Genomic DNA, 13,214 nt, shown 5'->3' on the forward strand with positions numbered 1-13,214 from the left:
GCTCAGGACGAACGGCTCAAGAAGATGGCGCACCGTAAAACCGTTCGTGGTGAGCCTGTCGAACCATGAGCGGCCTGTCCTAGAGACATGGCATGCGGTCACTCTCCGGGCCTGAGCCCGTTTGCCCTGAGCCTGCCTGGGCGGCCCCGTCGAAGGATCAAGGTCCTGCCCTCAAGATCAAGCCTGCCAATCAATCCCTAGGCCTGAACCCAATAGTCAACGAACTCGGCACCTTCCCATCGATATCCCTGGGCAGCGTATCCGTCTTGTGCAGCGCCCGCACCACGGCCTGGTCCCAGGCGGCATTGCCGCTGGACTGAGTGATGCGCACGCCGACAATGGTGCCGTCCGGCGAGGTGCGCACGGCGACCTCGGCACGCGGGTTGCCCGCCACGTCGTCAGGGTAGACGATGTTGGGCTTGACCTTGGCCGCGACCTTCGCGCCATAGCCGGCCGAGGGCCCGCCCGACGAAGAACCATTGCCCTGGCCCTGGTTCGGGCTGCTGCCGCGTTCGGCGCTGCCACGCGAGCTTTCGGAACCGGCGCCGGCCAGGCCCTGCATGCGGCGCAGGTTCTCGGCGCGGCGCGCCTCGGCCTCCTTGGCCTCCTTCGCGGCTTCTTCCTTCTTGCGCCTGTCGGCTGCAGCCTTCTCGGCCTTGGCTTTCTCGGCTTTGGCCTTTTCTTCCTTCTCGGCCTTTTCCGCACGCGCCTTCTCCTCGCGCTCGGCCTTGGCCTTCTCGGCTTTCTCCGCCTTGGCGCGCTCGGCCTTCTCGACCCGGGCCTTTTCCTCCTTCTCGGCCTTTTCCTTTTCCAGGCGTTCCTTGCGTTCCTCGGCCTGCTTCTCGCGGCGCTCGCGCGCCTTTTCCTCGCGCTCGCGCTCCGCCTTCTCGGCCTTTTCACGTTCGGCCTTGGCGGCTTTTTCCGCCTGCTCGCGCTTTTTCTTGCGCTCGAGCGCGATTTCCGCTTCGCTGTCGTCGTCCTTTTGCGCAACAGCCGGCGGCGGCGGTGGCGGGGGCACGACCACCGGCGGTGGCGGCGGCGGTGGCGGCTCGGGCTTCACTTCGGGTTCAGGCGCGGGCGTGGGCTCCGGAGCGGGTGCGGGCGGCGCGGCCTCCTGGGGCACGGCCGACCAGAGTTCGGCCTCGACGGCTGCCTCGTCCGTGGCCGGCGGCATGCGCACGGCCCACAGCAGCGCGGCCACGAGCAGGCCGTGCGCCACGATCGCCAGGATCCATGCGCGCAGGCGCGGCGGCGGCGGGGGCGGGGCGAAGGGATCGTGTTCGGGCGGACGTGGCATGGAAGGGAAGGCTTTACTGGCTGGATTTGACGTCAAGCGCCACGCGCTTCACGCCGGCGCGCTGCAACTGACCCATGGTCTGCATGACGGTGTCGTAGCTGAGCGTCTTGTCGGCAGAAATGACGACCGCGCTGTCCTCGGGCTGCTGCGCCTGCCAGGCCTTGGCGGCGAAGCCCAGCTCGTTGAGCAGCACCACCTGCTCGCTGCTGCCGGTCTTCAGGCGGATCGAGCCGTCCTTGTCGATCAGGATGCGCGCCAGGTTCTCGGTCGGCGGGCGCGAGGCCTTGCCGGCGCTGGGCACGTTGATGGCGCCGGGCGTGAGCATCGGCGCGGTCACCATGAAGATGACCAGCAGCACCAGCATCACGTCGATGAAGGGCACCATGTTGATTTCATTGACCGTGCGGCGCTGGCGGCCGCCGCGGGAAGACACTGAAGGCATGAGGATGGCTCCGGGTGGCGGCTCAGTGGCCGGACGCGGTGCTGTTCGCGGTCGCGCCCACGTTGCGTTGCAGGATGTTGGAGAACTCTTCGATGAAGGTGTCGAGCTGGTTGGCCACGCGGTCGGTCAGGTGGGCGAAACGGTTGTACGCCGTCACCGCGGGAATGGCCGCGAACAGGCCCATGGCCGTGGCCACCAGGGCTTCGGCGATGCCGGGCGCGACGGTGGCCAGCGTCACCTGTTCCATGCTGGCGAAGCCGGTGAACGCGTGCATCACGCCCCACACGGTGCCGAACAGGCCGACGTAGGGCGAGACCGAGCCCACGGTGCCGATGAAGGGCAGGCCGGCTTCGATCTCGTCCATCTCGCGCTGCAGGCTGGCGCGCATGGCGCGGCGCGTGCCGTCCATGAGCGTGGCGACATCGCCGATGCGGCGCTCGCGCAGCTTCTGGTATTCGCGCATGCCGCTGGCGAAGATGCGTTCCATCGGCCCGCCGCGCTTGGCGTTCTGCGCGGCCGAGGCATAGAGGTCGTTGAGGCTGGTGCCCGACCAGAACTCCTGCTCGAAGGCGTCGTTGAAGGCGCGCACGCGCTTGATCAGGTTGGACTTGCGGAAGATCGCGGCCCAGCTTGCCACCGACGCCAGCACGAGCGCCAGCATGACGAGCTGAACGACCCAGCTGGCCTGGAGGATCAGGCTGAGAATGGACATGTTTTGGGAATTCATGAAAGTAGTTCCAGAAGGCTGATCGGTATTCTCATCGGACGCATGTCTGCGCCATTGACCCAGCCGATGCGTATCGAGGCTTCGCTGAGCAGCGCATCCGGGTCCGATTGCAGGAAGGCTTGCTGGCGTATTGTCATCGACGCGCGGCCGCTGGTCTGCAGGCGCGCGGTCACCAGCAGCTGATCGTCCAGGCGCGCGGGCCGGTGGAAGTCGACCTGCGCCTGGGTTACGACAAACATCCCGCCGGTTTGTTCCCGCAATTTTTGCTGCTCGATCCCGAGCGAGCGCAGCCATTCGGTGCGCGCGCGCTCGAAGAACTTGAGGTAGTTGGCGTAGAACACGATGCCGCCGGCATCGGTGTCTTCCCAGTAGATGCGGATGGGGAGGGCGAAGTCCATGCGCGTTCAGCCCAGCAGCGCCTGCAGCCGGCGCACGGCTTCGTGCAGCTGGGGCAGCGAATTGGCGGTGGAAAAGCGCACGTATTGCGCGGTTTCGGCGCTGCCGAAATCGCGCCCGGGCGTGACCGCAAGGTGCGCGCGCCGCATCACGGCATGGGCGAAGTCCCAGCTGCCCTCGACGCCGAGCCGGCGCGCCGCCTCGGTGCAATCGGCCCAGGCGTAGAACGCGCCATCGGGCATGACCGGCACGCGCAGGCCCAGTTTTTCCAGCTCGGGAATGAAGTAATCGCGGCGCGCCTTGAACTCGGCGCGGCGGCGCTCGTACTCGGAAATGCTGTCGGGCTCGAAGCAGGCCAGCGCCGCGTGCTGCGCGATGCTGCTGGCGCAGATGAACAGGTTCTGCGCCACGCGCTCGATGGCCGGCACCAGCGCCTCGGGCACCACCATCCAGCCCAGGCGCCAGCCGGTCATGTTGAAGTACTTGCTGAAGCTGTTGATGCTGATCAGGTCCTCGCCCAGCGCCAGCGCGGTCTGCGAATAGGCCGGGTCGTAGGACAGGCCCAGGTAGATCTCGTCGATGATCGTCAGCCCGCCGCGCGCGCGCACCACCTCGTGGATGCGGCGCAGCTCGTCGGGGGCGATCGAGGTGCCGGTGGGGTTGGACGGCGAGGCCAGCAGCACGCCGCGCGTCTTGTCGCTCCAGGCGGCTGCGACCTTGTCGGCGCTGAGCTGGAAACGCTCGGCGGCCGTGGCCGGCACGAGCACCGGGACTCCGTCGGCCGCGCGCACGAAGTGGCGGTTGCACGGGTAGCTCGGGTCGGGCATGAGGATCTCGTCGCCGGCATTGACCAGCGCCAGGCAGGCCAGCTGCAGCGCGGCCGAGGCGCCGGCGGTGACGACGATGCGCCGCGCCGGCACCTCCACGCCAAAGCGCTGCGCATACCACTGGCTGATGCGCTCGCGCAGCGCGTCAAGGCCCAGCGCCGGGGTGTATTGCGTCTGGCCCTCGGCCACGGCGCGGGCTGCCGCCTGCTGCACCAGCGGCGGGGCGGTGAAGTCGGGCTCGCCGATGTTCAGGAAGATCATCGGCGCATCGGTGTGCGCGACCTCGCGGGCCAGGGCCTGGGCGGCCTTGGCGACTTCCATCACATAGAAGGGCTCGATGCGCTGGGCGCGGTCTGATACTTGCATGGGAGCGTTACCGGAAAACGAAGGCCATGGCCGGGCACCAATGCGCGCCGCGCACCGGGCCTTGGGCCCCAGGCGTCTTAGCCGGCTGCCTTGTCGGCCGCCACTTCGACGCTGCGCAGGCTGGGCGCCAGGCCGTTGAGCACCGCGTTGACGTATTTGTGGCCGTCGGTGCCGCCGAATTCCTTGGCCAGCTCGATGCACTCGTTGAGCACGACGCGCCAGGGCACGTCGGGGCAATGCTGGAATTCATAGACGCCGATCCACATCACGGCATGTTCGATGGGCGAGATCTCGGCCAGCTTGCGGTCGAGCTTGGGCTCGATCAGCGCGTCCAGATCGGCTTCGGTCGTGATGCAGCCGTGCAGCAGCGCGTCGTAATGCGCGGTGTCGGCCTTGTGGAAGCCCGCCAGGTCGCGCGTGAACATGTCGATCGCGGTCGCATCGTTGCGGCCCACGAGGTGCTGGTACAGCGCCTGCAGCGCGAATTCGCGCGCGCGGCTGCGGTTGGATTTGGAGGCGGCCTTGCGCGCGCCGGTGCTGGTGCTGCCGGTGCGCGACTGGCGCGGGGGGCGGCCGGAGGCCGAGGGATTTTGTTCTTCGCTCATGTCAGTTCAGGGTCTCGAGCAGCTGCGCCATCTCGACCGCCACGCGGGCCGCGTCGCGGCCCTTGTCGGTCTGGCGCGCAATGGCCTGCTCCATGTTCTCGGTGGTGATGATCGCATTGGCGATCGGCAGCTCGTAGTCCAGCGAGACGCGGGTCACGCCCGCGCCCGATTCGTTGGCCACCAGCTCGAAGTGGTATGTCTCCCCCCGGATGATGCAGCCCAGCGCCACCAGGGCGTGGTACTCGCCGCGCTGGGCCATGGCCTGCAGCGCCACGGGCACTTCGAGCGCGCCGGGGACCTGCACATGGTCGATGTTCTCTTCCAGCACGCCGGCGGCCAGCAGCTCGGCGCGGCAGGCCGCGGCCAGCGCGTTGGTGATGCTTTCGTTGAAGCGCGCCTGCACGATGCCGATGCGCAGGCCCGCGCCGTTGAGTTGCGGGCCGGTGCCCTGTTCTGCGTCAAACATGTTGTTGTTCCTTGGGGATATAACCTGTGATCTCGAGACCGTAGCCGGTCATGCTGGGCATGCGGCGCGGGTTGCCCATCAGGCGCATCCTGTGCACGCCGCAGTCGCGCAGGATCTGCGCGCCGATGCCATAGGTGCGCAGGTCCATGCGGCCGCGCTCGGGCGCCTCGGCCGAGCGTGCGCTGCCGTCGAACTGCGCCAGCAGCTGCTCGGCGCTCTCGCCGCAGTTGAGCAGCACGGCCACGCCGCGGCCCTGTGCATCGAGGTAGCGCAGGCTGCTGTCGAGGCTCCACGAATGCATTTCGCGGTCGACCTCCAGCAGGTCCAGCAGCGACAGCGGCTCGTGCACGCGCACCGGCACGTCGTCTTCTGCGCCCCAGCTGCCCTTGATCAGTGCCAGATGCACCGACTGGCTGGGCTGGTCGCGGAACACACGCACCGTGAATTCGCCGAAGGGCGTGCGCAGCGGACGGCTGTCGACCACCTGCAGCAGCGACTCGGTGCGGCTGCGGTATTGGATGAGGTCGGCAATGGTGCCGATCTTCAGGCCATGCTCGGCAGCGAACAGCTGCAGGTCGGGCAGGCGCGCCATCGTGCCGTCGTCCTTCATGATCTCGCAGATCACGGCGGCGGGGCTGCAGCCGGCCATGCCGGCGAGGTCGCAGCCGGCTTCGGTATGGCCGGCGCGCATCAGCACGCCGCCGGCCACGGCCTGTAGCGGAAAGATATGGCCGGGCTGGACCAGGTCGTCGGCCTGGGCATTTGCGGCCACGGCGGCCTGCACGGTGCGCGCGCGGTCGGCGGCGGAGATGCCCGTTGTCACGCCTTCGGCGGCTTCGATGGAGACCGTGAAGGCGGTGGAATGCTTGGTGCCGTTGCGCGTGGCCATGGGGGTCAGCCCGAGCCGCTGGCAGCGTTCGCGCGTGAGCGTCAGGCAGATCAGGCCCCGGCCGAAACGCGCCATGAAATTGATGGCTTCGGGCGTGACATGGTCGGCGGCCAGCACCAGGTCGCCTTCGTTTTCGCGGTCTTCTTCATCGATCAGCACCACCATGCGGCCGGCACGCATGTCGGCAATGATGTCTTCCACCGGAGAGATGGCTACGGGATGCAGGGGGGAGGTCATGTCGGACTTTCTTCGGATGCCGGTGCAATCGGCCGGGCAGCGTGCATTCCTGGGGGAAGTGTCGCCGGCACTGCAGGCAGTGCCCCCAAAGAACGATCGATGCGGCCGGGCCGCTCGGGGTCGGATGCCGGATGGCGTGCAGACCCGCAAAGCGGCATTTTAGTCCAGCTGGGCGTGCCCCGTGGCAAGCTGCGCCGGTGGATTCAACGCGTGGGGTCTTCGAGCACGACGTCGCCCAGCGGATAGGCCACGCAGGGCAGCACGCAGCCCTCGGCCTTTTCATCTTCGCTCAGGCCCGGCCATTCGATGTCGTAGCGCACGCTGCCCGAGACCAGCTGGCCGATGCAGGTGCGGCAGGTGCCGTTGCGGCAGGAGCTGGGCCAGTCGATGGAGCCCTGCTCGAGCGAGTGCAGCAGCGGTTGATCGGCCCAGGCGTCGGCCTGCTGGCCGCTGGGAGTGAGCCGGGCAATGAAGAAATCGAGAGTGAAGGGGGTGCTCATGTCGGCGTGGGAGGAGAGGGCGGGAAAATACGGATGGCTGCCTTCTTTTTGGGCAGTGGGGGGAAATCCTTGGCAAATCAACGGCTTGCGCTTTCCTTACAGCGATTGCCAAAACTTATCCACATGATTGTCCAGTTTTGCCGGGTATAACTGCAACTTGCTCACGGGTTAACCCTTGGTTGGCCCTGGTGCGGTTTGCCTCTGGCGCGCTCTGGAGAGCCCATTGCGGCATTGCCTGTTTTTTGTGCAGACCGAGACGGCTCTTTTGAAATCAATGGGTTAGCCCATTTTTCAGGCAGAAAATCAGAGTTGTGCACATGCTTGTCCAGCGAACCCGGTAACAACTTTGTGGCTTTGATGACGGATTGCCTGTTTTTTGAGCAGTGTCCCTGGAGATACGCGAAGTTGTTACAACCCCAGCATAAACTGCGCTCGCGTGCGCGCCAGCGTCCCGGAGACAGGCCGCGCGCACGTGATTTGCACCGCGTGCCCGACGGGGACGCGGGCATTTCTCTATGATCAATGCGTCCGGGCCGGGCTGTGTTCCGGCTCCACCTCAGTTGAATCGGTAAACAAGAATGAACAAATCGCAGGAGCCCTTGCCCGTTCCCCCCTCCGAGCGTCTGGTGCAGATCCGCCGCGGCATCGAGAAGGAGGGGTTGCGCGCACTGCCCACCGGGGAGCTGGCCCTGACTCCGCACCCGCTTGCATTGGGCTCGGCGCTCACCCATCCGCAGATCACCACCGATTACAGCGAGTCGCAGATCGAGCTGATCACCGGCGCCCATCTGGACGTGGACGCCTGCCTGGGCGAGCTGGTCGAGGTGCATCAGCAGGTCTATCACACGCTGCGCGAGGCTGGCGATGAAATGCTCTGGGTGTCGAGCATGCCTTGCGGCCTGCCGACCGACGAGACCATTCCGCTGGCGCGCTATGGTTCGTCCAATGCCGGGCGCTCCAAGAGCGTCTACCGCATGGGCCTGGGCCACCGCTACGGCCGCCGCATGCAGATGATTTCAGGCATCCATTACAACTGGTCCATGCCGGGCGTGGACAGCGACCAGTACTTCGCGCTGATCCGCAATTTCCGCCGCCATGCCTTCGTGCTGCTGTACCTGTTCGGCTCGTCTCCGGCATTGTGCTCGTGCTTCGTGCAGGGCCGCGCGCACAGCCTGCAGCCGCTCGATGCCAAGGGCCACACCCTGCACCTGCCGCATGCGACCTCGCTGCGCATGGGGCGCCTGGGCTACCAGAGCGACGCGCAGGCCGAGATCAATGTCAGCTACAACGGGCTGGACGGCTATGCCCGCTCGCTGCACGAAGCGCTGACGAAGCCCTATCCCGCCTACGAAAAGCTGGGCATCCGCAACCCTGGCGGCGAATACAACCAGCTGGGCACCAGCCTGCTGCAGATCGAGAACGAGTTCTACGGCACCATCCGGCCCAAGCGCGGCGTGAGGAGCGGCGAGCGCCCGCTGCATGCGCTGCGCGAGCGCGGCGTGGAGTATGTCGAGGTGCGGCTCATGGACCTCGATCCCTTCGAGGCGGTGGGCATCGCGCCCGCCACCATGCGCATGCTGGACGTGTTCCTGCTGCACTGCCTGCAAAGCGACAGCCCGCCCGATACCCCCGAGGAGATCGCCGAGCTCAAGCACAACCAGCACCTCACGGCCGAGCGCGGCCGCGAGCCCGGCCTGCGCCTGCAGCGCGGCGGCCGCGACGTGCTGCTGAGCGACTGGGCCGAGGAGGTGCTGGGCGCCTGCGTGCCACTGGCCGCGGCGCTCGATGCGGCCAACGGCTGCAGCGAGTACAGCCAGGCGCTGGCGCAGGCCCGGGCCCGCGTGGCGCAGCCCGAGACCACGCCCTCGGCGCGGGTGCTGCGCGCCATGATGCAGCAGCACGATTGCAGCTTCATGGATTTCTCCCTGGCGCAGTCGCAGCAGGCGCGCGATGCGCTGCTGGCCATGCCATGGATGCCGGAGCAGCAGGCCCGGGCCCAGGCGCAGGCCGAGGAGTCGATCGCAGCGCAGCGCGAGCGCGAGGCCGCCGATACGCTGCCCTTCGAGGAATGGCGCGAACGCTACATGGCGCCGCAGAAGCTGGGCTGATTTCCGGCCAGCGCGGCCTGTGCGTCTTCGACCCAGAAGGCGGCAGCGCCATAGAAGCCTTCCCAGACGCAGCCATTGCAGCCCCGGCCGCAGCAGCTGGTGGGCTGGGCCGGAGCGGGGCGCAGCGCCACGCCGGCCTGCGCCGCCAGCGCCTCATAGCGCGCAAAGTCCGCTAGCGCGGCCTGCAGCGCGGCAGCCATGGCTTCCATCAGCGGCGGTTCTTCTTGCGCTCGGCGGTGTAGGTGGTCTTCGGCACGAGCAGCGCTTCGGCCGCGCGGGTCTTGCGCCGGCGCACGAAGCCCTGCACGACAAAGGCCGCGCCCAGCACCAGCGCGAACCAGCCGACGATATGGCCCTGCAGGAAAATGTTGCGCAGCTCGCTGGCCTGCATGAAGTAGGGCGCGATCAGCACGACCAGGCCGATGATGGCGCAGGTCACGCCCTTGATCAGCAGGTCGTTGTTGGCCTGGTGCTGGGCGGAGATGGAGTTTGGTGTGGGCATGGGAGAACGGGTGCGTGTAAAAAGCAGAACCCGATTATCCTTGCGGCCCCGTTAGCGAACGCATCCGCAGAAAGTATTGCCCCATGGCCATTCAATGGTTTCCCGGTCACATGAATCTCACACGCAAGGCGATTGCCGAGCGCATCAAGGACATTGACGTGGTCATTGAAGTGCTCGACGCGCGCCTGCCTGGCTCGAGCGCCAACCCGCTGCTGCAGGAGCTCACCGGCCACAAGCCACGGCTGAAGGTGCTCAACAAGCAGGATGTGGCCGACCCTGCGCGCACCGCGCAGTGGCTCGACTGGTACAACGCCCAGCCCGAGACGCGCGCCGTGGCGCTCGATGCCTCGGAGCCCGCGCCCACGCGCCGGCTGATCGAGGCCTGCCAGCTGCTGGCGCCCGGGCGCGGCGGCATGGCCAAGCCGATGCGCGTGCTGATCTGCGGCGTGCCCAATGTCGGCAAGTCGACGCTGATCAACTCGATGAGCAACAAGGGCCAGGCCAAGACCGGCGACGAGGCCGGCGTCACCAAGCTCGAGCAGCGCATCGTGCTGGCCGACGATTTCTATCTCTGGGACACGCCGGGCATGCTGTGGCCGCGCATCGCCGTGGAGCAAAGCGGCTACAACCTGGCCGTGAGCGGCGCCGTGGGCCGCAACGCCTATGACGAGGAGCTGGTGGCGCTGGAGTTCCTGCGCTATGCGCAGCGCAACTATGCGGGCCATCTGCGCGAGCGCTACAAGCTGACACAGGACGATGCGCAAATGGCCGCCATGCCCGATGACGAGCTGCTCGAAGCCATCGGCCGCAAGCGCGGTGCCGTGATGTCCGGCGGCCGCGTGAACCTGCAGAAGGCCGCCGAGATCGTCATCACCGACTTCCGCATCCACAACCTGGGCCGCATCACGCTCGAGACGCCGCAGGAATACGAGGAATGGTTCCGCCAGGGGATGGAAGCCGACGCGCTGCGCCAGGCCAAGAAGGACGCGCGCGCCAAGTCCAAGAAGGGCGGGCGCGGGCCGAGGAAGCCGCCGGAAGCTGGAACCTGATCTGGAGGAGTAGACACCTTTCGACCTTCACAGGCTCAGGACTCAGGGCGAACCGTAGGGGGTTATCCGTTCGTGGTGAGCCTGAGCTTGCCGAAGGATCGAACCATGGACGGCCAATTCTAGAAAATAGCCCGTCCATCCTTCGACAGTAGCCCTGCGCCAGGCTCAGGACGAACGGATTACAGCCTGTGACTGGTGAATCACTTCTTCGCCGGCGCCTCGAACCACCGCCGCACCAACAGATCCCAGAAGCGCGACCCCCGGTCCAGATTGTCGTCATTGAAGTCATACGCCGGGTTGTGCAGCCCCACGCCGCTCTGGCCGTTCGGGCCGTTGCCGATCCAGCCATAGGCACCTGGAACCTGCTCCAGCATGAAGCCGAAGTCCTCGGCCGTGAGCGCGGGCAGGATGTCGCCGTCGGCGTTGTCCTCACCCACGATCTCGCGCATGACGCCAGCCATGAAGCGCGCCTCGTGCGCGTGGTTGGTGGTGTTGGGGTAGCCAGGCTTGATGATGACCTCGGCCTGGCACAGATGCGCCGCCGCCACATGCTCGCTGATGCGGTGCAGGCCGGCGATCATCATCTGCTCGGTGCTGGTCTTGAGCGTGCGCACCGTGCCGTAGATCACGGCGCTGTCGGGAATGATGTTTTCCACGGTGCCCGAGGCGATCTGGCCCACGGTGAGCACCGAGCTGTCGAGCGGATCGGTGCTGCGCGAGACCAGGGTCTGCAGCTGGCCCACCAGTGCGCAGGCGACGGGGATCGGATCAATGGTGGTGTGGGGCATGGCCGCGTGGCCGCCCTTGCCGGTGATGCGGATCTCGAAGCGCAGCGCCGAGGCCATGATCGGGCCCACGCGCACCGCCATCTTGCCCGCAGGCAGCAGCGGCCAGTTGTGCAGCGCGAACACCGCCTCGCAGGGGAACTGGGTGAACAGGCCGTCTTCCATCATCGCACGCGCGCCGGCGCCGCCTTCCTCGCCGGGCTGGAAGATCAGGTGCACCGAGCCGTCGAAGTCGGGCTGCTGCGCCAGCAGCGTGGCCGCGCCCAGCAGCATGGTGGTGTGGCCGTCATGGCCGCAGGCGTGCATGCGGCCCGGGGTCGTGCTGATATGGCCGAACTGGTTGAGCTCCTGCACCGGCAGCGCGTCCATGTCGGCGCGGATGCCGATGCTGCGCCCCGGATTGTCGGCGCTGCGGCCCTTGCCGTGGATCGTCGCCACCACACCGGTCTGCCCCAGGCCGCGGTGCACGTTCAGGCCCAGCGCCTTCAGATAGGCCGCCACCTTGTCGCCCGTGCGGTGCTCCTCGTATTTGAGCTCGGGGTGGGCGTGCAGGTCACGGCGAAAGCGCACCAGGGTGCCAAGATGGGGAGTGATGTCGGGAGTCGTTTGCATACAAGGGGCCGCAACGCTGCACCGGCAGGCATTGCCGGAGGCTGCGGCAAATCAGAATCAGGCATGCATTATCCGGCGGCGTCGCACGGCCGCGCTCCTTGCGCGCCAATGGCACAGCCCTGTCGCGGTCTTAGGGCTCGGTCTGTTCCCTGTTGCGAGCATCGCCCTTGTGCTTTTGCGCGTTCTCGGCCGCGGCCGCGCGCACCACCGGGGTGATCAGCGGCACCAGGCTCAGCACGCCGAGGGCCAGCACGGCGCTCAGGATCGCGGTGACTTCCTTGCCCACGCCGGCGCAGGCGCCGATGGCCGCGGTGAGCCAGATGCCGGCCGCCGTCGTGAGTCCCTTGACCTGGTCGCCTTCCTCGCCGCGGTTCTCGGTCTTGAGGATCGTGCCGGCGCCCAGGAAGCCCACGCCGGCAATCAGCCCCTGCAGCACGCGGCTCAAATCGGCCGCATTGCCGCCCGCCTGCTGCCCGACCATGACAATCAGCGCCGCGCCCATCGACACCAGCATGTGGGTGCGGATGCCCGCGGCCTTGCCGTTGACCTCGCGCTGCCAGCCCAGCATGCCGCCCAGCAGCGCCGCCAGCACCAGGCGCAGGACGACCCGGGTGGTCTGCTCCACATCGCCTGCATCCGCGAATTCCGAGGCCATCGTTTGCCCCACCACGTTCCACCAGCTGTCCATGACGAAATCCTTCCGGGTATCGCGCGGCGGCCGCGCCGCCCGCTGTCCCACGCGGGACTTTGCGCCACGGCGATGACGGGCCGGGGCAGTGCAGGCCGGCAAAGCATGTGCGCCCAGGCCTACGCGGTGTTCAATCCCACGTCAGTGCCGCGGCCTATAGCCAAGATGCGGGGCTTGTGGTTTAGTGGGGGACCCCAGATGAGGAGATGAACATGACCCCGTTTTCTCTCGATTCCAGCATGACCTCCATGGGAGGTGTTTTCTATCCGACCGGCCATGTGTTTGCCATGGTCCCCAGCGATGACGTGGCGCATGCGGCGGCGGAGGCGCTGCATGCGTTGGGCTATGCCGGCGCGGTGCGCCATGCGACACCCGAAGCCATCCTTGCCGACATCGTGCCCACGCTGGGGGTGGAGGAGAACGAGCTGTCGGCGGTCGGCATGGAGGGGGAGATCGTGCGGCGCATCGGTGGTCTGGCGCAGCAGGGCCAGCATGGCCTGCTGGTGGCGCTCGGCCACGACGATGCGCATGAAGTGGCCGATGTGCTCAATGCCTATGGCGCCACGGCCGCGTTCCATTACCGCGAGCTGGTGATCGAGGAACTGGCGCCCGAGGAGGGCGACGATGGCTGGGAGGACGATGGCGACGATGGCGATGGCGATTGAGCCTGCCGTCGACCCTGGCCCAGCGTCCCCGGGCCATCCGCGCGACAATGGCC

General features: G+C 67.2%; 16 protein-coding genes. 3 read left to right on the forward strand and 13 right to left on the reverse strand.

Annotation, left to right across the window (positions count from 1 at the left end):
- Positions 1-190: 190 nt before the first annotated feature.
- The 9 genes from tolA to M9799_RS13520 form a co-directional block, all read right to left on the reverse strand.
- Positions 191-1,297, reverse strand: coding sequence for a cell envelope integrity protein TolA (gene tolA, locus M9799_RS13480; RefSeq protein ID WP_231044989.1), 1,107 nt, complete (start codon positions 1,295-1,297; stop codon positions 191-193).
- A gap of 13 nt (positions 1,298-1,310) precedes the next feature.
- Entirely contained in the window at positions 1,311-1,739 is a 429-nt protein-coding gene (locus M9799_RS13485; RefSeq protein WP_231044990.1) for an ExbD/TolR family protein, read from the reverse strand.
- 22 nt (positions 1,740-1,761) lie between these two features.
- A complete protein-coding gene (gene tolQ / locus M9799_RS13490; protein WP_231044991.1) occupies positions 1,762-2,466 on the reverse strand; it encodes a protein TolQ in 705 nt (234 codons plus the stop codon).
- Positions 2,463-2,864 (reverse strand): tol-pal system-associated acyl-CoA thioesterase, encoded by a 402-nt coding sequence (ybgC, locus tag M9799_RS13495; protein WP_231044992.1) that lies wholly within the window; start codon positions 2,862-2,864, stop codon positions 2,463-2,465. The genes tolQ and ybgC overlap by 4 nt, the downstream gene beginning before the upstream one ends.
- A gap of 6 nt (positions 2,865-2,870) precedes the next feature.
- Positions 2,871-4,055, reverse strand: a complete 1,185-nt coding sequence (locus M9799_RS13500) for a pyridoxal phosphate-dependent aminotransferase (protein WP_231044993.1) — start codon at positions 4,053-4,055, stop codon at positions 2,871-2,873.
- A gap of 77 nt (positions 4,056-4,132) precedes the next feature.
- On the reverse strand, positions 4,133-4,660 hold the full coding sequence (nusB, locus tag M9799_RS13505; protein WP_231044994.1) for a transcription antitermination factor NusB: 528 nt from the start codon (positions 4,658-4,660) through the stop codon (positions 4,133-4,135).
- 1 nt (position 4,661) lies between these two features.
- Positions 4,662-5,126, reverse strand: a complete 465-nt coding sequence (gene ribH / locus M9799_RS13510) for a 6,7-dimethyl-8-ribityllumazine synthase (protein WP_231044995.1) — start codon at positions 5,124-5,126, stop codon at positions 4,662-4,664.
- A complete protein-coding gene (gene ribBA / locus M9799_RS13515; protein WP_231044996.1) occupies positions 5,119-6,252 on the reverse strand; it encodes a bifunctional 3,4-dihydroxy-2-butanone-4-phosphate synthase/GTP cyclohydrolase II in 1,134 nt (377 codons plus the stop codon). The genes ribH and ribBA overlap by 8 nt, the downstream gene beginning before the upstream one ends.
- Positions 6,253-6,455: 203 nt before the next feature.
- Positions 6,456-6,752 carry a 2Fe-2S iron-sulfur cluster-binding protein gene (locus M9799_RS13520; RefSeq protein ID WP_231044997.1) on the reverse strand — a complete coding sequence of 99 codons (297 nt, stop codon included), beginning with the start codon at positions 6,750-6,752 and terminating at the stop codon, positions 6,456-6,458.
- Between the two features lie 578 nt (positions 6,753-7,330).
- Between M9799_RS13520 and gshA the strand changes: the two genes are divergently transcribed.
- Positions 7,331-8,860: a glutamate--cysteine ligase gene (gene gshA / locus M9799_RS13525; RefSeq protein WP_231044998.1), complete on the forward strand. Its 1,530-nt coding sequence runs from the start codon at positions 7,331-7,333 to the stop codon at positions 8,858-8,860.
- On the opposite strand, the gene M9799_RS13530 is transcribed toward gshA, so the two are convergent.
- Positions 8,833-9,069: an oxidoreductase-like domain-containing protein gene (locus M9799_RS13530; RefSeq protein WP_231044999.1), complete on the reverse strand. Its 237-nt coding sequence runs from the start codon at positions 9,067-9,069 to the stop codon at positions 8,833-8,835. The genes gshA and M9799_RS13530 overlap by 28 nt on opposite strands.
- A complete protein-coding gene (locus M9799_RS13535; protein ID WP_231045000.1) occupies positions 9,069-9,362 on the reverse strand; it encodes a hypothetical protein in 294 nt (97 codons plus the stop codon). The genes M9799_RS13530 and M9799_RS13535 overlap by 1 nt, the downstream gene beginning before the upstream one ends.
- 83 nt (positions 9,363-9,445) lie before the next feature.
- Between M9799_RS13535 and ylqF the strand changes: the two genes are divergently transcribed.
- On the forward strand, positions 9,446-10,411 hold the full coding sequence (ylqF, locus tag M9799_RS13540; RefSeq protein WP_231045001.1) for a ribosome biogenesis GTPase YlqF: 966 nt from the start codon (positions 9,446-9,448) through the stop codon (positions 10,409-10,411).
- A 200-nt stretch (positions 10,412-10,611) separates the two neighbouring features.
- On the opposite strand, the gene M9799_RS13545 is transcribed toward ylqF, so the two are convergent.
- Entirely contained in the window at positions 10,612-11,808 is a 1,197-nt protein-coding gene (locus M9799_RS13545) for a M20 aminoacylase family protein (RefSeq protein WP_231045002.1), read from the reverse strand.
- A gap of 130 nt (positions 11,809-11,938) precedes the next feature.
- The gene (locus M9799_RS13550) at positions 11,939-12,496 is read right to left on the reverse strand and encodes an MgtC/SapB family protein (protein WP_231045003.1); all 558 of its coding nucleotides are present in this window, start codon (positions 12,494-12,496) and stop codon (positions 11,939-11,941) included.
- A 212-nt stretch (positions 12,497-12,708) separates the two neighbouring features.
- Here M9799_RS13550 and M9799_RS13555 point away from each other — a divergent pair, with 212 nt between their 5' ends.
- Positions 12,709-13,161 carry a hypothetical protein gene (locus tag M9799_RS13555; protein ID WP_231045004.1) on the forward strand — a complete coding sequence of 151 codons (453 nt, stop codon included), beginning with the start codon at positions 12,709-12,711 and terminating at the stop codon, positions 13,159-13,161.
- The last annotated feature ends 53 nt before the right edge of the window (positions 13,162-13,214 follow it).

The sequence above is a fragment of the Comamonas endophytica genome, assembly GCF_023634805.2.
GTDB classification, from domain to species: domain Bacteria; phylum Pseudomonadota; class Gammaproteobacteria; order Burkholderiales; family Burkholderiaceae_C; genus Comamonas; species Comamonas endophytica.